This window comes from Woronichinia naegeliana WA131 (genome assembly GCA_025370055.1).
GTDB classification, from domain to species: domain Bacteria; phylum Cyanobacteriota; class Cyanobacteriia; order Cyanobacteriales; family Microcystaceae; genus Woronichinia; species Woronichinia naegeliana.
The window spans coordinates 6,690,787-6,709,409 of record CP073041.1 but is presented as its reverse complement, the minus strand read 5'-3'; the positions used below and the strand labels follow the sequence as shown (position 1 = coordinate 6,709,409).

The following is an 18,623-nucleotide window of genomic DNA, read 5'->3' as shown; positions in this document are numbered from 1 at the left end:
TTGATAGACTTTGAGGTTTCTATGAGTCCGGTAATGCAGTCTTCCTCTATTTCTATGAATCTCAATCCTGTTACTGTGGATACTCCTGTCACCGCCTCACCGGCACCGGAAGAATTAGTCCTCTACCATCGTCTTTCCCTGGTCGAAACTCTCTGGGAAAAGGTTTTACAAAGTGAATGTGGTCAAGAATTAGTCGATCTGCTCAATGAGCTACGTTCCTGGCGATCGCCGGAGGAGCAAGATCTAGGCAAAGCTGAAAATCTTTTAGAGGAAGTGACAGAGCGGATTGAGAAGTTGGAACTAGATGATGCCATTCGAGCCGCCAGAGCCTTCGCGCTTTATTTTCAATTAATTAATATTGTTGAACAGCATTACGAGAAACGAGAACAGGAACGCAATCGTTGGGAGGCGACCCAGCAACTTTCCTTTGCCGAGGAAGCCGGCAACGAAGAACGGGTTATACCTTATCGGGATCTCGGTTTTACCAAAAAGGGAGAGGGAGAAGATGCCAGTTCGATGCAGGTGGGAACCTTTCATTGGTTATTTGCTGAACTGAAATACCTGAATGTTCCGCCGCAACAAATTCAACGTTTGGTTGATCAACTAGATATTCGACTCGTGATCACCGCTCACCCCACGGAGATTGTTCGTCATACCATTCGCCGCAAACAACGTCGTATTGATCGCGTCTTGCGTAAATTGGATCAACTCCAGAGCACTTTCTCGACCTCTGATTGGCTCAACACCTGGGAAACCAAAGCTGTGATTGAACAGTTAACCGAGGAAATTCGTTTCTGGTGGCGAACCGATGAGCTACATCAATTTAAGCCAACGGTGTTGGATGAAGTGGATTATTCGCTCCACTATTTTGATGAAGTATTATTTACGGCTATCCCTGAACTCTCCAAACGATTGGGACAGGCAATTCGCGATAACTTTCCCTGGTTACGAGCACCAAAAGCAAGTTTCTGTTATTTTGGTACATGGGTAGGGGGCGATCGCGATGGCAACCCTTTTGTCACACCGGAAGTGACCTGGCAAACGGCCTGTTATCAACGCAATCTAGTCATTAAAAAATATTTACATTCCATTGGTGAACTGACAGCAGTACTTAGCCCTTCTATTCATTGGAGTAAGGTTTCCCAGGAACTTCTTGATTCTCTAGAACGCGATCGCATCCAATTACCGGAAGTCTATGACGAGGTTTCGCTGCGCTATCGTCAGGAACCCTATCGTATGAAGTTGGCCTATGTGCAACGCCGTTTAGAAAATACCCTGCATCGCAATAAACGTCTGGGCAATCCCGATGAACGTCAGATTGTTGCCAAAATCACCAATCAACCCCACTATGCCTCTGGGCAAGTCTTTTTAGAAGATCTGCAAATGATTCAGCGCAATCTAGGGGAAACGGGTTTAAGTTGTTTAGAACTGGAAAATTTGATTACCCAGGTGGAAGTTTATAGTTTTAATCTGGCCCAGTTGGATTTTCGCCAAGAATCCTCTCGTCATGCTGAGGCGATCGCGGAAATAGGCTCCTACATGGGAGTGTTGGCCTGTCCCTATGAACAAATGTCAGAGCAGGACAAAATTAATTGGCTAGAAATGGAATTACAAACCCGACGGCCCCTCATTCCCCAGGAAATGCCTTTTTCTGAACGCACCTGTGAAACCGTTGAAACCCTACGAACTCTACGTCACTTACAACAGGAATTTGGCATTGAGATTTGCCATACCTACATCATTAGTATGACCAATGATGCCAGTGACGTACTAGAAGTTTTACTGTTAGCCAAGGAAGCGGGGCTTTATGATCCGGCCACTAGTGCCAATTCCCTACGGATTGTTCCTCTCTTTGAAACCGTAGAAGATCTCAAACATGCTCCTGAAGTCATGGCAACGCTATATGAGCTACCCTGCTATCGGGCGGCTCTGGCGGGCAGTTATAAAGTGTTTGCAGAATATCAGGCCAACTTGGCACCCGCGAACTCCTTTGGGAATGATGTCGTTCTGCAACCGAGTCATCTCCAGGAAATCATGGTGGGGTATTCCGATAGCAATAAAGATTCGGGCTTTTTAAGTAGTAACTGGGAAATTCATAAGGCCCAAAAAGCTCTCCAGGCTGTCTCTCAAGACTATGGTATTTTGCTAAGGCTCTTTCATGGTCGAGGCGGATCGGTCGGTCGAGGCGGTGGCCCAGCCTACAAAGCAATTTTGGCTCAACCGGCTGGAACCGTCAATGGTCGTATTAAGATTACCGAACAGGGGGAAGTCCTTGCCTCTAAATATTCCCTGCCGGAACTGGCTCTCTATAATTTGGAAACCCTCACGACGGCGGTCATTCAAGCCAGTTTACTGAAAAGTGGTTTTGACTATATTGAGCCTTGGAACCGCATTATGGAAGAATTATCGGCTTCTTCTCGTCAAATTTATCGCGGTTTAATTTATGAAGAGCCAGATTTTGTGGATTTCTTCATGTCCGTTACGCCCATTCCCGAAATTAGCGAATTACAAATTAGTTCTCGTCCGGCCCGTCGTAAGAGTGGTAAACGAGACCTCAGTACTTTGCGAGCCATTCCCTGGGTCTTTAGTTGGACACAGAGTCGTTTTCTGTTACCGGCTTGGTATGGAGTCGGTACGGCGATTAAAAACTTTATCGATCAAGATCCGGTTAAAAATCTTAAATTGTTGCGCTATTTCTATATCAAATGGCCTTTCTTTAATATGGTGATTTCCAAGGTGGAGATGACCCTTTCTAAGGTGGATTTGGTCATTGCCCATCACTATGTTAAGGAACTCTCGCCCGCCGAGGATCTCGAACGCTTTGAACGTTTATTTCAACGTATTGCCGAAGAGTATCATCTGACTTGTCAGTTAATTTTACAAATTACGGGCCATCAAAATCTGCTGGACGGCGATCGCAGTCTTCAGGGATCGGTGCAGTTACGCAATCGCACTATTGTACCGTTAGGATTTTTGCAAATTTCTTTACTGAAACGGTTACGGTTAGTGACCCAGGAAGCGGAATCCAGTGGGGTACGTTACCGTCGCTATTCCAAGGAAGAACTATTGCGAGGAGCATTGTTGACAATTAATGGTATTGCGGCCGGAATGCGGAATACGGGTTGAAGAAGGATGGCCAAAACCGACTTTCCCTAAGTGAACTACCCTTGTTATAAGGTTACTCTGGGGTCTAACAAAACATAGGCCACATCTGCCAAAATGCTAAATAGAACAATTAAAACCGCATAGATAAAAGTTACAGCCATCACTACCGGCGTGTCACTGCGATAGATGGATTCAATCATTAACGCTCCAATGCCAGGAACTCGAAAAACCTGTTCTGTGACTAATGCTCCGGTAAAAATTGTCGGAATATCCAAGGCAATCAGGGTAACAACGGGAATCAAGGCATTACGTAATAAATGATTTTTAATCACCCCCCAGGAGCCTAGCCCCTTAGCATAGGCCGTCCGAATATAATCCTGGGGTAATTCTTCTAAAACAGCAGAACGGACAAACCGCATTAAGACAGCACATTGATAAAGGGTTAGGACTAGAATCGGCAAAAAAGATTGCTGAATTTGTTGCCCTAAACTATTCAGATCATTTACTTCTAGGGTGCTTTCATAAATAAAGGGAAACCAATGTAATTGCACGCTAAACAGTAAAATCAATACTAATCCTGTCAGAAAAGTGGGTAAGGAAAAGCCAATTAAACTCGCAGTAGTTAGAAGTTGCTCCAGCCAACTATAGCGTTTTAACGCCCCAATAATGCCACAGGGAACGGCGATCGCCACACTCAGCACATAGGCCGAGCCAACCACCCAAAGCGTTGTCGGTAAACGTTGGCCAATTAACTCGCTCACCGGACTACGACTAGTAAAGGAATAACCTAAATCACCCTGTAGCAGTGACGTTAACCATTTAAAATAACGAATCGGTAACGGTTGATCTAGACCAAGACTACGCCGCAGGTTTTCTCGTACTGCTTCCGTCAAATTCGGGTTAGTGGCTAATTCCCCCAGAGGATTACCCGGTGCAAGGGTTAAAATCGTAAAAATAACGAGGCTAATCCCTAACAAGGTTGCCAAGGAAATGAGAATACGTTTAATCAGATAGGAAAACATAGAACTTAGGGAGAATGATTCAGACAACGATAGCTGTATGCTAAAAAGAACAAGAAACATCATCTTCTGACGGTGATGTCAGTATTTTTTAGTACCAAGATTATGAAAGTTTCTGAGTCTAAGCGGAGTCGCTGGGTCTATGGGGTCTTAATTCTCATGATTGCAGCTTTAATTCTTTTTTCGATCTTGCCCCTAGCAACGAGCATCTGGCAGCAAAATCAAGCTCAGTCTTTAGGGGGGAGTTCATCGGAGGAATTGAGTCGCCGTTTAGAAAGCCAAGCTTTGGGTTATCAATTGGTGTTAGAGCGAGAACCGGATAATGTCAATGCTTGGCAAGGATTACTGGATACTCGTTTACAACAGGGGGATCTAACCGCCGCGATCACGCCCCTGGAACAATTAGCCCAACTCCAACCCGATCAAGTGGAATACACCTTGTTGTTAGCCCAAACTAAGCAGCAACTTCAAGACGATGAAGGAGCCGCCAATATTTACCGTAATCTGTTGCAAAATAAACCCTTTGATATTCGGACGCTCAAAGGCCTGAGTGATCTATTTTTGGTTCAGAACAAGTCCCAAGAGGCAATTCTCACGATCCAAAATGCTATTACCCAAGCCATTAAAGTCAAGGCCAACGATCCTAGCGAACAGACGGCGGCCCAACTCACCTCTTTGCAACTACTGTTAGGCGAAATTTATCTCCAACAAAAGCGATTTGACGACGCGATCGCCCTCTACGATACCGCCAGCCAGATTAATTCAGAAGATTTTCGCCCAATTTTGTCCAAGGCCCTAGTGTTAGATCAAAGTGGTCAAAAAGAAGCAGCCGAACCCCTATTCCAACAAGCCCTTCTGCTTGCGCCGGTTCAATATAAGGACACTATCAAAAAAATGGCCCTAGGTACATTGAATCACTCAGCCTCAAAATCAGGCACGAAGGCAACTCCGAACGCACCAACCGTTTCCACCCAACCTTAAGGTTTAGTCCGTTTTGGGGATGTCTTCGGCCAGGTCAATTGCCGGTTCTACTGGCTCAAAATATTGGCTTTCCAATAAAAATATCCCCTGTTCAAAACGCACCCCCCAAAGTTGGCTACTGTGTACACACAAGTCGAGTGTAAACTAGAAAAAGGGAAAAACCACTAAAAAGAGGACTGAAAAATGACCAACCCGATACTCATTGACGCGGAACAGGCAAAAGGAAAAGCATTTGGAGACCCACGCTTAGTAAAAAGGGGGCGGAATTGTATGAGGCAATGTTACGGAAGCAATCGGTAAACATCCGTCAAATGAGCAAAAACCGTGCCGAGCAAGTAGGTTACTACCGCTTTTTGGAGAATGACAAGGTGACAGTATCAGAGCTAATACAAAGCTTATCGGAGCATTGTGAGCAGCAAGTAGAAGGCTTACACGTATTAGCAGCAAATGATACGAGTGAAATTAACTTGGAGGCACACAGAGGACGACTGAAGGCAGAAGGGCAGGGAGTAGTGGGAAATAACCGAGACATAGGCTTTTTTCTGCATCCCACATTAGTACTAAATAGCAAAAATGGCTTTCCCTTGGGAATAAGTTCGGTACAATTGTGGAATCGTGAAGAATCGCGCCCCAGTAAGAAGGAAAGAAACTACCAGAAACTACCAATAGAGGAAAAGGAATCCAACAAATGGCTAGTATCAGCAACCAAGAGCCAGAACTATCTAAGTGCGGGGGGAGCGGGGATGGTGACGCATAAGGAGACCGTGAAAGTGACCTGTATGAGGCATGGGCAAGGATAGGAGATGGCAGAGGAGGGCGTGACCTTTATTTGATGAAGGGAGAAAAAAGTGTTAACATGAGATGAAAAGTGACAAAAAGGAAACAATGATGACAGCAAAACTAATTAGGGCTTGCTGAAAAAAGCTGAAACCTTTACGGAGAAAAATAGTAGGCGAATTAAGAACCGCTAGAATGCACGAAAATAGGGTAGAATGCCTCAAAACCATTGCATTAAGAAGAGAGAAAGCAGATGTACCGAAAGCAACAGTACTCAATTGAAACACCAGAAAACTTGAAAAATCTGTTCGGCGGGCAGTTAGACGAAGAAAATCGTTGGATAGAAATGTCAAAAATGATTCCCTGGGAAGAATATGAGGAAGAATATGCAAAAAACTTCACAGAAAAAAAAGGAGCCCCAGCCAAATCATTTAGAATGGCATTAGGAGCATTAATTATCAAAGAAATTTCAGGAAAAAGTGACAGAGAAACAGTAGAACAAATAAAAGAGAACCCTTATTTACAGTACTTTATAGGAATGGAAAGCTATAGTAGCAAAGAAGCATTTAATGCGTCAATGATGGTTCATTTTCGTAAAAAAATAGGAATGGAATTAATAAATAAAATTAATAAAGAAATAGAAAAAAAAGCGACGGGTGTAGCGTCAGAAAAAAAAGAAAATGAAGGAAAGTTATTGTTAGATGCGACTTGTACACCAGCAGATATAAAATATCCAACGGATATAGGAATATTGAATGATGCCAGAGAAAAAACAGAAAAAATAATAGATAAGCTGTATGAAGAAATAAAAGAGAAAAGGAAAGAAAAGCCGAGGACTTATAGGGAAGTGGCAAGAAAAGAGTACTTAGCCATAGCAAAAAAACGTCGTGTGTCAAAAAAAGAAAGAAGAAAAGGAACAAAAAAACAACTAGGATATATAAAAAGAAACTTGTCTGATATAGAAAAAATGATAGAAGAGGGAGCAAAGTTAGAAAAACTAACGAAAAAAGAGCAAGAAGAGCTTGTAACGATAGGAAAAGTGTATGAGCAACAGTTAGAAATGTATGAAAAAAAGACAAATAAAGTAGAAAACAGAATTGTGAGTGTAAGCCAACCTCACGTGCGTCCAATAGTGCGTGGAAAAGCGGGAAAAGCAGTAGAGTTTGGAGCTAAAATATCGGCAAGTAATGTGAATGGCTTTGTCTTCTTAGACAAATTAAGTTGGGATAATTACAACGAATCGGGAGATTTACAAGCGCGAATAGAAGAATATAAAAGGGAAACAGGATGTTATCCGGAATCGGTTCATGTGGATAAAATCTATCGAACAAAAGCGAATCGAGCTTATTGTAAAGAAAGGGATATAAGAATGAGTGGTCCCCGATTGGGAAGACCGCCGAAAGAGGTGAGCAAAGAAAAAAAGAAAGAGGCACGCTCAGATGAAAGAGTGCGTAATGCCATTGAGGGTAAATTCGGACAGGGAAAGAGGAAATTTAGTCTTGGTCGAGTGATGGCCAAACTACCTGAGACCTCGGAAACGGTAATTGCGATGAACTTTTTGGTAATGAATCTTTCTACTCTACTTCAGAAGACAAAAAGTAAAAAGTTGTAGAGTCGTTTTTCTTGTGAAAAATGGTGTTAATTTTCCTCTCTTTTGTGAGGAGTGATTTGTGTTGACCTTTTTAGACAGAAAGGAACAATAGATTAAACAAAATCTGTATTTTGATTTGTTTCCATAAGGATAAGTTATCTATGCTTTTTCAGTCCATACTTCCCTAACCCACATTTCTTTCGTTTTTTGACTTTTTCAGCAAGCCCTAATTAATGTAGAGGGTTCAAAGATAAAAATAGAACTAACATTAGAACTCAGTCGTTCAATGTTGGATACAGAAATAAATATTCAAAAAGGCTTAAACGAAGTAGGTTGCATCGCCAGCAAAGAAGCCTTGAAATATTTAGATACAGATGGTTCACCCTTAAAAATCGGTGAAGAAATCTGGAAGAGTAAGGAAGAGCAACCGAAAGAATATCAAACACCTTATGGTGAGGTTATAGTGAATCGTCATGTATATCAGCGTTCAGTAGGAGGAAAAACGTATTGCCCCTTAGAAAAAGAAGCAAGGATAATCATAACATCAACCCCATTATTGGCAAAACAGGTATCCTCAAAAACCAGCAATTCCAAATTCAGAATGTAGTCAAAGATACAAAAGGCTCGATGTATTTACTGGCAAGGGTTTTGCTATGAAAATTGCCAATTAATCAACTAGGAAGAATTCGAGACAGCGAGAGAAACTGAGTCGTCAAGAATAAAATCTAAAAGATGATGCCGGTACTGGTATCGTGTGATCAAAGCTAGAAAAAGTTATGGTGTAAGAGTTTGAGAAAATAGAAAATAACTTACGACTGGACATATTCCCGTTTTTGTTATACTATTATTATTGTCATTATATTAAAGAAAGGGAAAACGGAAAGCAATGTCAACATTGAATAAAAGCTCAATTGACCTCCTAAGTGATATTGGCTTACCTCAAGAGAAAGAGGAAGCCTTATTTCAGAAAAACTGCCCTCATTGCTATAGTGAAAAAGTAAAAATACATTCTCATTACCAAACGAAAGGTAACGGGGAACGTAAAATGTTCATCTGTCAAGAATGTGGTTCTTGTTTTGCTGAGACTTATGGTAGCGTAATCGCTGGCTTAGAAACCCCATTAAGTGAAATTGTAAAAGTATTAAAAGCCAGAATGGAAGGAATAGGATTAAATGCAGCAGCCCGAGTATTCGGCTACGCAAAAACAACAATATTGAATTGGGAAAAGAAATTATCAGGATTACAAGAGACATTATTTTTATACGCCTTAGTGAATGAATTTGTTAAATTAGTAATAGAAGGGGATGAACTATACACAAAAGTTGGAAAAAATAAAGAAGCAAGTGCCTCTGAGGGGTGGACAATCGTGCTCATGGACAGGGCTAGCCGCTTTATTTGGTATTTAAAATGTGGTAAAAAAGAGCAGAAATTATTTCTAGAAGCAATGATGACGGTAGCGGAATTATTTGAAAGGAGTGCAGAATCTCTCCAGTTATTTACAGATGGAGAAAAGCGATATAGTCAACTGCTATTTAATATTTGTCACGAAGTATTAAGGACTGGGAAGCGAGGTCGTCCCACCAAAGTATTACCGAAGGGTATGGTGGTAAGATTAAAAAATAAGAGTAGTAAACGTCGAGATTCTGAGGGTAAACTAGAGAAAGTAGAAACTCCGAAAACTGAACATCCTGAGACAACAGAAAAACCAGAAGACAAGGATGTTCATGCCAACCACGTTGAGGCATTTAATAGTTCTCTACGACGCTATTTAGCCGCCTTTCGTCGTCGAACAAATACTTATGCTAAATCTGTTGTGGGATTACAGCGAGTGCTAGATATTTTCTGGATGGTTCATAACTTTGTTCGCAGCCATTTTACGACGAAAAAAGTTCCTGCGGTAGCTCTCGGTATAATTCAAAAAGGGTTAACTTGGGAGGACTTACTCCAAATTCGCCTGATTTGTTGAACCTCTTGTATTGCAACGTTTATAGCTTCTAGCTAGACGATACCAGTGCCCCAGCTTTCAAAGAACAGATATTTGGTCAAAGAGAGAATATCTTGAAAGAATCCCTTACGAGTGCCGTGTTGGACGCGAATTCTCTGGTAACGTTCATCAACCAAACCTAAAACCGTGTGCAAGAGAAAAGCCAGCAAATTCAGGGTAAGCAAAACAGAGGCGAGGTGTTGTTTACCATGCCCAAAATTATGCTCTAAGTGATAGCCTCGATTTTTGAGAATATTGTGATTCTCGTTCTCAGTACGCCAACGAGTCCGTCCAGCACGACAGACATCAAGAACGATGTGAGGGGTGAGAAAATGATTGGTATACTTCAAACGTTCATAATCTGAGATTTATCAAAGCGTTGAAATCGTAAGGTGAGCAAAGAATCAAGCTCCTCCTTATATTTTACGTTAGCATCTTCAAGACATCCTGAAATTGCTGCAGAAAACTGCGTAAAATCTTCATAATATTTTGCGTATAAACACTTCTTTTTCACAAACTTCCACAGTCTTTCAATTAAATTCAAGTTAGGAGAATAAGGAGGTAAGTACAGTAACTCTATTCCTAATGATTCTGCCAACTCCTGCACAATTCGGCATTTTTGATAACGAGCATTGTCTAATACCAACGTAATCGGTATTAATAGTCCTAATTCTGCTATCTTTTCTAGGAGTTCACAAACCTGAGTTCCCGTAATATAAGAACTGTTCGTTACCATAATTAGGGCTTGCTGAAAAAGTCAAAAAACGAAAGAAATGTGGGTTAGGGAAGTATGGACTGAAAAAGCATAGATAACTTATCCTTATGGAAACAAATCAAAATACAGATTTTGTTTAATCTATTGTTCCTTTCTGTCTAAAAAGGTCAACACAAATTACTCCTCACAAAAGAGAGGAAAATTAACACCATTTTTCACAAGAAAAACGACTCTACAACTTTTTACTTTTTGTCTTCTGAAGTAGAGTAGAAAGATTCATTACCAAAAAATTCATCGCAATTACCGTTTCCGAGGTCTCAGGTAGTTTGGCCATCACTCGACCAAGACTAAATTTCCTCTTTCCCTGTCCGAATTTACCCTCAATGGCATTACGCACTCTTTCATCTGAGCGTGCCTCTTTCTTTTTTTCTTTGCTCACCTCTTTCGGCGGTCTTCCCAATCGGGGACCACTCATTCTTATATCCCTTTCTTTACAATAAGCTCGATTCGCTTTTGTTCGATAGATTTTATCCACATGAACCGATTCCGGATAACATCCTGTTTCCCTTTTATATTCTTCTATTCGCGCTTGTAAATCTCCCGATTCGTTGTAATTATCCCAACTTAATTTGTCTAAGAAGACAAAGCCATTCACATTACTTGCCGATATTTTAGCTCCAAACTCTACTGCTTTTCCCGCTTTTCCACGCACTATTGGACGCACGTGAGGTTGGCTTACACTCACAATTCTGTTTTCTACTTTATTTGTCTTTTTTTCATACATTTCTAACTGTTGCTCATACACTTTTCCTATCGTTACAAGCTCTTCTTGCTCTTTTTTCGTTAGTTTTTCTAACTTTGCTCCCTCTTCTATCATTTTTTCTATATCAGACAAGTTTCTTTTTATATATCCTAGTTGTTTTTTTGTTCCTTTTCTTCTTTCTTTTTTTGACACACGACGTTTTTTTGCTATGGCTAAGTACTCTTTTCTTGCCACTTCCCTATAAGTCCTCGGCTTTTCTTTCCTTTTCTCTTTTATTTCTTCATACAGCTTATCTATTATTTTTTCTGTTTTTTCTCTGGCATCATTCAATATTCCTATATCCGTTGGATATTTTATATCTGCTGGTGTACAAGTCGCATCTAACAATAACTTTCCTTCATTTTCTTTTTTTTCTGACGCTACACCCGTCGCTTTTTTTTCTATTTCTTTATTAATTTTATTTATTAATTCCATTCCTATTTTTTTACGAAAATGAACCATCATTGACGCACTAAATGCTTCTTTGCTACTATAGCTTTCCATTCCTATAAAGTACTGTAAATAAGGGTTCTCTTTTATTTGTTCTACTGTTTCTCTGTCACTTTTTCCTGAAATTTCTTTGATAATTAATGCTCCTAATGCCATTCTAAATGATTTGGCTGGGGCTCCTTTTTTTTCTGTGAAGTTTTTTGCATATTCTTCCTCATATTCTTCCCAGGGAACCATTTTTGACATTTCTATCCAACGATTTTCTTCGTCTAACTGCCCGCCGAACAGATTTTTCAAGTTTTCTGGTGTTTCAATTGAGTACTGTTGCTTTCGGTACATCTGCTTTCTCTCTTCTTAATGCAATGGTTTTGAGGCATTCTACCCTATTTTCGTGCATTCTAGCGGTTCTTAATTCGCCTACTATTTTTCTCCGTAAAGGTTTCAGCTTTTTTCAGCAAGCCCTAGCTAGAAGCTACAAACGTTGCAATACGAGAGGTTCAAAAAATCAGGCGAATTTGGAGTAAGTCCTCCCAAGTTAACCCTTTTTCAATTATACCGAGAGCTACAGCAGGAACTTCTCTAGTCGTAAAATGGCTGCGAACAAAGTTATGAACCATCCAGAAAATATCTAGTACTCGCTGTAATCCCACAACAGATTTAGCATAAGTATTTGTACGACGACGAAAGGCGGCTAAATAGCGTCGGATAGCACTATTAAAGGCCTCAACGTGGTTGGCATGGACGTCCTTTTCTGCTGGTTTTTCTGTTGTCTCTGGATGTTCTGGTTTCGGAGTTTCTACTTTCTTTAGTTTACCCTCAGAATCTCGACGTTTACTACTCTTATTTTTTAGTCTTACTACAAGACCCTTCGGTAATACTTTGGTGGGACGACCTCGCTTTCCAGTCCTTAATACTTCGTGACAAATATTAAATAGCAGTTGACTATATCGCTTTTCTCCATCTGTAAATAACTGGAGAGATTCTGCACTCCTTTCAAATAATTCCGCTACCGTCATCATTGCTTCTAGAAATAATTTCTGCTCTTTTCGACCACATTTTAAATGCCAAATAAAGCGGCTAGCCCTGTCCATGAGCACGATTGTCCACCCCTCAGAGGCACTTGCTTCTTTATTTTTTCCAACTTTTGTGTATAGTTCATCTTCTTCTATTACTAATTTAAAAAATTCATTCACTAAGGCGTATAAAAATAATGTCTCTTGTAATCCTGATAATTTCTTTTCCCAATTCAATATTGTTGTTTTCGCGTAGCCAAATACTCGGGCTGCTGCATTTAATCCTATTCCTTCCATTCTGGCTTTTAATACTTTTACAATTTCACTTAATGGGGTTTCTAAGCCAGCGATTACGCTACCATAAGTCTCAGCAAAACAAGAACTACATTCTTGACAAATGAACATTTTACGTTCCCCGTTACCTTTCGTTTGATAATGAGAATGTATTTTTACGTTTTCACTATAGCAATGAGGACAGTTTTTCTTGAATAAGGCATCCTCTTTCTCTTGGCACAAGCCAACATCATTCAGGATTTCCATAGAGCTTTTCTTTAATATTGACATTTTTTTCTGTTTCCTTCTTCTTTGATATAATGACAATAATAATAGTATAATAAAAACGAGCCGATGTCTAGTCTTAAACTATTTTTCTATTTTCTCAAAGCCTTACACCATAACTTTTTCCAACTTTGATCAGACGATACCAGTTCCCCCTTTTCCTCTCCTAAAATTGCACTCTCATAGGCTTGGCAGATATCATTCACTTTTTCCCCAAAATTTGGGTCAGGGGGGGGATTCAGCCAGTATCCTGACTGATGGGGTTTAATATCTGCTTCTTCCCATAATCTTCCTACCTGTCGAGGAGATATACTTTCCACTATTCCTTGCTTTACTAATTCCTCGGCTAATTCTCGTCCTGTCCAGTGACTTATCGGACGCTCATAATTCTTTGGGTCATCACAGGCTAATTTGAACAACTTCAAGATTTGTTCGCGTTTAAACTTGGCGGGTGCTCCACTACGTTCAGCATCTTTGATTCTTTCTGTTATTTCTATTTCACTTTTCTGTCCTGCTATCCATCTTTCTCTCCATTGACTTGCCATTTTTCGGCTGATTTTTAATCTTTCTTGGGTTAATTCCCCGCTGCTTGCAGCGAAAAATTTAAAGTTGCAATGGAAACCGTCGGTTTGCGAGCAAAACATCTTCCATACCCCGTCCGCTTGCGGCGGGGAAATTTTGATTTTTCTAGCAATTTCTCGATTATTTTCTCCCTCATCTGCCAGAAGCACTATTTTTGCCCTTAAGGCAATTTGCTGCTCTGTTGTATGACGATTTATCAGTTTTTCTAGATGTTCTCGTTCTTTTGCTTCCAACTTTAACTCTTTGGGGGCTAATCGGGGCATGACTTTTTCTCCTATATACCTATATTTATCTTTTTATCGGTTGCCTAATAATAGTATCTTAACTTACGCCTTAGACTACTAGTTTACAAGTTAAAAATTCCCTGGACTCTCAAACTTCACTGTTAAGCATTATGGATGAAATTAGCAAACATGTTTTGGTTAGTGCTGTCCTTTCTGCAAATTCTGTTCCGAGACAAGTCTTTAACATTATTTTTGCAAAGACAATGAACACTTTTAAAAGCCTAGAATTTTAACAACTGTGAGTCTCCAGGCTGAGACAAGCCAGGCTTACTAGGATCAACGACTGCTGGTTGGGTTGGTTTTTGCGGTTTTTGCTCAGTTGTTGTTTTTTCTACCTGAGGTTTATAAATTTGAGCGAATAGATTCACTAATTCCAGACGCTGAAGACGATTCAGAGCACGAATAGCCTTAACATCACTGTCTATCGGATTGGTTTGTAACGTTAGACTGCCAGGGTAACGCTCCGTGACAATAATCTCATTTTCTCCTAAATAATCTGCCAGAGTTAGTTTCCAATCCAATCGATAACGAGTCGCTCTTTTTTTAATATCCTGATGGTAACGAATGAAACGACTAACCAAAGTATGTTCGGAATCAACTTGCCCCGTATCTTGACGACGATACTGATTTTCGAGAGGCAGAAAGGGTAGTTTTTGATAAACGATCGCAGCGATATCTTCTACCCTTGAACTTGATGTCGGTTTGATCGGGGATGCTGGAGATGGACTACTGTTAGACGGAGAAGTCTGGGGCTGTGGAATAGTGGGGGATGGCTGAGGAGGAGTGCTTTGGGCAAAGACCGATGATATCAGCCCCTTAGAAGAAAAACTGATGAAATGGATGGCCAGTAATCCCGCCAAGAACCATACCAACAACTTTACCCATTGCCATTGACGACGCATCATAAACGGAAGTCTAATCACTGATAATTTCAGGTTGAGTTAATTCATCACACATTTCAACGATCGCCCGAATCACCGGCTTCATAATCGGATCGTCCATGCTGTCAAAATCTTGGTAACGGTTGCGTTTGGCTCGATTAGCAATTTGAACCGTAATTTGATAGCGATTAGAAGCAGCCTTAAGTAACTCTTCAGAGCTATACATCACATGAGAAGAATCAAAGGGAGTCCGTTTTTGCATCAGTGTCTGCCAATAAAAAAATAGCTGCAATGTCTATGGTAACGTAAATTCTTCCCCCAGAAGAAAAAGCCCGCCGTAGCGAGCTTAGACGATTTATTTTCCCTCTTTCGGAAAGAGAATTAGGGGAGAGTCATTTAGACCCCAGTCTTAACCGGCTTGAAACTAGGAACCACTAACTCGCTATCTTGCTTAGTCAGCTTGTTGTAAAGTTTCTCGGTATTGGGGAAGTTAGCGGCGGGTAAAGTGGGGAAGCGACGATAGGGAACCGTATCTTCGCCAAAGAGTTGTAGGTACTCCATGCTATTAATCATGGCCGTAACAAAAGCCCGAAGTCCTTGATTGGCCAGAATTTGGTTATATTTCTGGATCTCTTTTTGATTGAGGGGAGCACGACCGAGGAAGTGCTTAGTTCCCAATTCAATGACTTTTGTATTGGGATGAGGAGCATAAAACTCTTTGATATAGAGATCCGAGCAACCTAAAGCTTCGATAAACTCTTTAACGGTAATTTCCGCATTGCTGAGTTTGCTTTCCAGTGCCGTAAATTCTGCTTGGATGATATAGGGTTCCAAGTCACGCTCAAAGATCTGACGGTAAGCAGCCCGAACAGTGGTTTGTACCGCCACTTTATCCAGGTTGGTTAACAGTTTGAAGACCTTGCTTTGTTGACGTTGAGTCGAAACGCCTTGGTTCATACGGAAGTGGATCTCAGGTTCAGTGCGAAGGCTGGAAACTTGACCCAGTTCAATGAAGCGAGGTGTTTCTTCCTTCTCAACCTTCGTGCCGATTCCTTCACCAATGTTACCAGGACGCAGCGATCGCAGTTGTAAACCAGCCGGAGTGAGATAACGCTCGTAGGGAACAGTATCTTCCCCAAAGGCCTCTTCATACTCTTTACTGTCGATCATGATATCAACCAGGGCATAGAAACCCTTTTTGGAAGCCAGATCAAAGTAGGCATTCATTTCCTGACGGCCATAGGTAGGACGACCTAAGAGACGACGGTGAATATATTCAATCGCCTTACAAACATAGTAAGGAGTCCAATAAAGTTTCAGGAACAATTCCGATTTAGCCAAGCGTTTGACAAACTCACGTACCGAAATGTCACCATTTTCCAATTGGATTTCTGCCACCGAGAGCCGTTGACCCTCATAGACATCCCGACCAAAAACTTGACGATAGGCGGCTCCAATCACAGCTTGAGTGGAAATTTCCCCAAACTTGATATTGCCGCTCTTGCCACTGCCGGGTAATTGGTTATTGAGACGGAAGACTTTTGCGCCCAAGGAGCCAGGTTGTTCACCTCGCGCCCCAGGATTGCTGAGTTGATTATTAACCGCCGGGCCACGGTGGATCAGGATACGGCGTGTATCCTTACCAAAGGGAGAAGGACTACTATTGGGACTACGGGTTTCTTTCGGGAAGATTGCACCAAATTGGATTTCCAGGGGATCATTGCCCGAACCATAGACGTGTTGATCCGGTAAGGGGCGATCGTATTGTGCGTAGGTGGTAATGAATTGAGGAACTTTGCGGAAAGGTGCACTGTAACTAAACAGGTCTTGCTGCATCCCCCAATTACGACATTCCTGAGCCTCTACCCCTAAACCCCGAATATAGGGAACAGTTTCTTCGCCAAAATAGTCCGAATATTCCTGGGAATCGACGAGAGCATCAACCAAGGCTCCCAGACCACCACTAGAAACAATAGAGAAATACTTCTGAACTTCTTCGCGAGAACTAGGGCCACGGCCAAGGAAGTGACGGAAAGCTAATTCTAAAGCACGACTGTTAATAAAGGGTTCATAAAATTGTTTGCGGTAGAGAGGCGATTTTCCTAAACGACGGATAAATTCCTTGGTGGAAATCTCTCCATTTCTCACCTTTGATTCCAAATCAGAAATAGATTGGCTATAAGCACGGGTGATATCCCGCTCAAAGACTTGCCGATAGGCTGCTTTAACCACAGAAGATTTTTCGGTTTCTGACATCCCTGGCTTCATAACGAACTTTTGTCGTTTTTCGGCGGCGTTAAAGTAACTTTGAGGTAACGCTAAACCTTGAATGTCTCCAGAGGGGCCTTGACGTAATTTGGTGCCTGGGGTAGGAGCTTTTAATTCCGCTAACAAAATGTCAAAATAGTCCGCCACAATTTGCAGGGCCGCTTTGTCTTGACGGAAATAGTCTAGAGAGGAAGCTCGCATTTCTTGGATAGCCACGATCGCCGCATCAATAGAGCAAGCATTCTCGATAACTTCCTTTAATCCACGAGTATTAACGATAATGATGCTGGGATCACCCGCTACGATCGCATAGGTTACATAGCGCAGAAACCAGGACATATCCCGTAGTGACTTCTGCATATTGCTAGGGCCATAACGGGAGATGTTGATCGGACGGAAACCAGGAGGCGTTGGGCCTGCACTGTTAAAAACTGTCCGCAAACCACCAAATAAGCCGTTACCACTCCCACTGCTGTCGGCATAGGTGACAGTCCCTAACTTCATGGTTTCCTGTAGGCTCTGTCCTCCCTCTACGGCAGTAACAGCCGGCTTCTCTAGGTAAGCCATTGGCGATCCTCCCGTAAAAATACGGTTGGCAGCACGAGAAACAATTAAGTCAGCATTACGGGTCAGCGTGTCTGCAATCCCCAGACGGATCGCGCCGGATTGAAAATAAGCCGTTAACTCATTGAGTTCTGACCGACCCAAGAAACGATCCTGTTGTTCAGCTTGAGTAATAGCTGATACGGGAACGGTTTGATAGAGTTGGGGCCGCGCTAACGAGCTTCCACCACTTGCCTTAACACTCATTGGATTTCAACTATCTCCCATTAACAAATTGCGAATGCCTAAAACGAGGGATATAATACTGCCCCGGCAAGGCTGAATAAAATTAAATCGTTAAAAATGAATCAGCATCTAGATTAGACTGTTTCGGGGATCACCAGGGGCTTTGTTAAGAATTGTTTCGATTTTAAATGTTTGGGGTGAAGACTGGCTAGGGTAATGGGGCTCTATGTACCATGCTTGCCGTTTTTGTGTATCGGTCTTTGTGATCTGGGGCTAAGGGCAAAATACAATGAAACTGTTGTAGATCTCATGATCGCCTTGCCCTACAAGACAAAGGGTCAAAGTTTTAAAGTATTTATCTCTAAATGAATAAATAATGACGTAAAAATCGCTTTTTAAGGTTATTTATGACGGCGATCGCATTTAACAAGAAATTAAGAATGCTAGGATAAACAAGTGATCAATCTAGATGAAATAGTTCGCTATAATTATTATGACTGATGAGCAATTGAAACAATTAATTGAGTCTAACGCCAAATCTATTGCTGCTTTATCCGATGCAATGGCAACCGAACGAGAGGCGATCGCGGCGGATCGGGAAGAACGACGAGCAGAACGAACCCAGCTATATTAGTATTTGGGCAGAATTGCGGCGGCACAATCTAATTTCTACGAAGTTCAAGCCGATTATTATCATCAATTAGCGGTGTTATCTGAACGTCAAACTCGCACAGAAGAACAAATGATTAAAATATTAAAGCATTTATCTTTGACTGAATAAGGGCGTAAAAATCGGTTTTTTCCCTCACTTGGTGAAAAATGGT

Annotated in this window: 12 protein-coding genes and 5 pseudogenes; 8 read left to right on the top strand and 9 right to left on the bottom strand. The window is 41.4% G+C overall.

What is annotated here, in order from left to right:
• Nucleotides 1–54: 54 nt before the first annotated feature.
• Nucleotides 55–3,126 carry a phosphoenolpyruvate carboxylase gene (gene ppc / locus KA717_34190; protein ID UXE64863.1) on the top strand — a complete coding sequence of 1,024 codons (3,072 nt, stop codon included), beginning with the start codon at nt 55–57 and terminating at the stop codon, nt 3,124–3,126.
• Nucleotides 3,127–3,170: 44 nt separating this feature from the next.
• On the opposite strand, the gene KA717_34185 is transcribed toward ppc, so the two are convergent.
• Nucleotides 3,171–4,082 carry an ABC transporter permease gene (locus KA717_34185; GenBank protein ID UXE60530.1) on the bottom strand — a complete coding sequence of 304 codons (912 nt, stop codon included), beginning with the start codon at nt 4,080–4,082 and terminating at the stop codon, nt 3,171–3,173.
• Nucleotides 4,083–4,229: 147 nt separating this feature from the next.
• On the opposite strand from KA717_34185, the gene KA717_34180 reads away from it, so the two are divergent.
• The 5 genes and pseudogenes from KA717_34180 to KA717_34160 all read left to right on the top strand — a co-directional run bounded on the left by KA717_34180 (nt 4,230) and on the right by KA717_34160 (nt 9,439).
• A complete protein-coding gene (locus tag KA717_34180; GenBank protein ID UXE60529.1) occupies nt 4,230–5,105 on the top strand; it encodes a tetratricopeptide repeat protein in 876 nt (291 codons plus the stop codon).
• 278 nt (nt 5,106–5,383) lie between these two features.
• Nucleotides 5,384–5,904: pseudogene (locus KA717_34175) on the top strand (IS4 family transposase).
• A 231-nt stretch (nt 5,905–6,135) separates the two neighbouring features.
• Nucleotides 6,136–7,473: pseudogene (locus KA717_34170) on the top strand (IS5 family transposase).
• Between the two features lie 286 nt (nt 7,474–7,759).
• Complete coding sequence (locus KA717_34165) at nt 7,760–8,080, top strand: hypothetical protein (protein UXE60528.1); 321 nt, start codon at nt 7,760–7,762, stop codon at nt 8,078–8,080.
• 279 nt (nt 8,081–8,359) lie between these two features.
• Entirely contained in the window at nt 8,360–9,439 is a 1,080-nt protein-coding gene (locus KA717_34160) for an IS1 family transposase (protein UXE60527.1), read from the top strand.
• Nucleotides 9,440–9,471: 32 nt separating this feature from the next.
• Here the strand turns inward: KA717_34160 and KA717_34155 are convergent.
• From KA717_34155 to KA717_34120, 8 genes and pseudogenes are all read right to left on the bottom strand, one after another.
• A pseudogene (locus KA717_34155) lies at nt 9,472–9,798 on the bottom strand (ISNCY family transposase).
• 5 nt (nt 9,799–9,803) lie between these two features.
• Nucleotides 9,804–10,199, bottom strand: a pseudogene (locus KA717_34150) (transposase).
• Nucleotides 10,200–10,425: 226 nt separating this feature from the next.
• Nucleotides 10,426–11,763, bottom strand: a pseudogene (locus tag KA717_34145) (IS5 family transposase).
• A gap of 158 nt (nt 11,764–11,921) precedes the next feature.
• The gene (locus tag KA717_34140; GenBank protein ID UXE60526.1) at nt 11,922–13,001 is read right to left on the bottom strand and encodes an IS1 family transposase; all 1,080 of its coding nucleotides are present in this window, start codon (nt 12,999–13,001) and stop codon (nt 11,922–11,924) included.
• An 86-nt stretch (nt 13,002–13,087) separates the two neighbouring features.
• Nucleotides 13,088–13,840, bottom strand: coding sequence for a helix-turn-helix domain-containing protein (locus KA717_34135; GenBank protein ID UXE60525.1), 753 nt, complete (start codon nt 13,838–13,840; stop codon nt 13,088–13,090).
• A gap of 242 nt (nt 13,841–14,082) precedes the next feature.
• Entirely contained in the window at nt 14,083–14,736 is a 654-nt protein-coding gene (locus tag KA717_34130) for a hypothetical protein (protein UXE60524.1), read from the bottom strand.
• Nucleotides 14,737–14,776: 40 nt separating this feature from the next.
• Nucleotides 14,777–15,004: a DNA-directed RNA polymerase subunit omega gene (locus KA717_34125; protein UXE60523.1), complete on the bottom strand. Its 228-nt coding sequence runs from the start codon at nt 15,002–15,004 to the stop codon at nt 14,777–14,779.
• Nucleotides 15,005–15,138: 134 nt separating this feature from the next.
• A complete protein-coding gene (locus KA717_34120; protein ID UXE60522.1) occupies nt 15,139–17,820 on the bottom strand; it encodes a phycobilisome rod-core linker polypeptide in 2,682 nt (893 codons plus the stop codon).
• Nucleotides 17,821–18,292: 472 nt separating this feature from the next.
• Between KA717_34120 and KA717_34115 the strand changes: the two genes are divergently transcribed.
• Both KA717_34115 and KA717_34110 read left to right on the top strand, forming a co-directional pair.
• Entirely contained in the window at nt 18,293–18,433 is a 141-nt protein-coding gene (locus KA717_34115; protein UXE60521.1) for a hypothetical protein, read from the top strand.
• Nucleotides 18,434–18,436: 3 nt separating this feature from the next.
• Complete coding sequence (locus KA717_34110; protein UXE60520.1) at nt 18,437–18,580, top strand: hypothetical protein; 144 nt, start codon at nt 18,437–18,439, stop codon at nt 18,578–18,580.
• Nucleotides 18,581–18,623 lie beyond the last annotated feature (43 nt).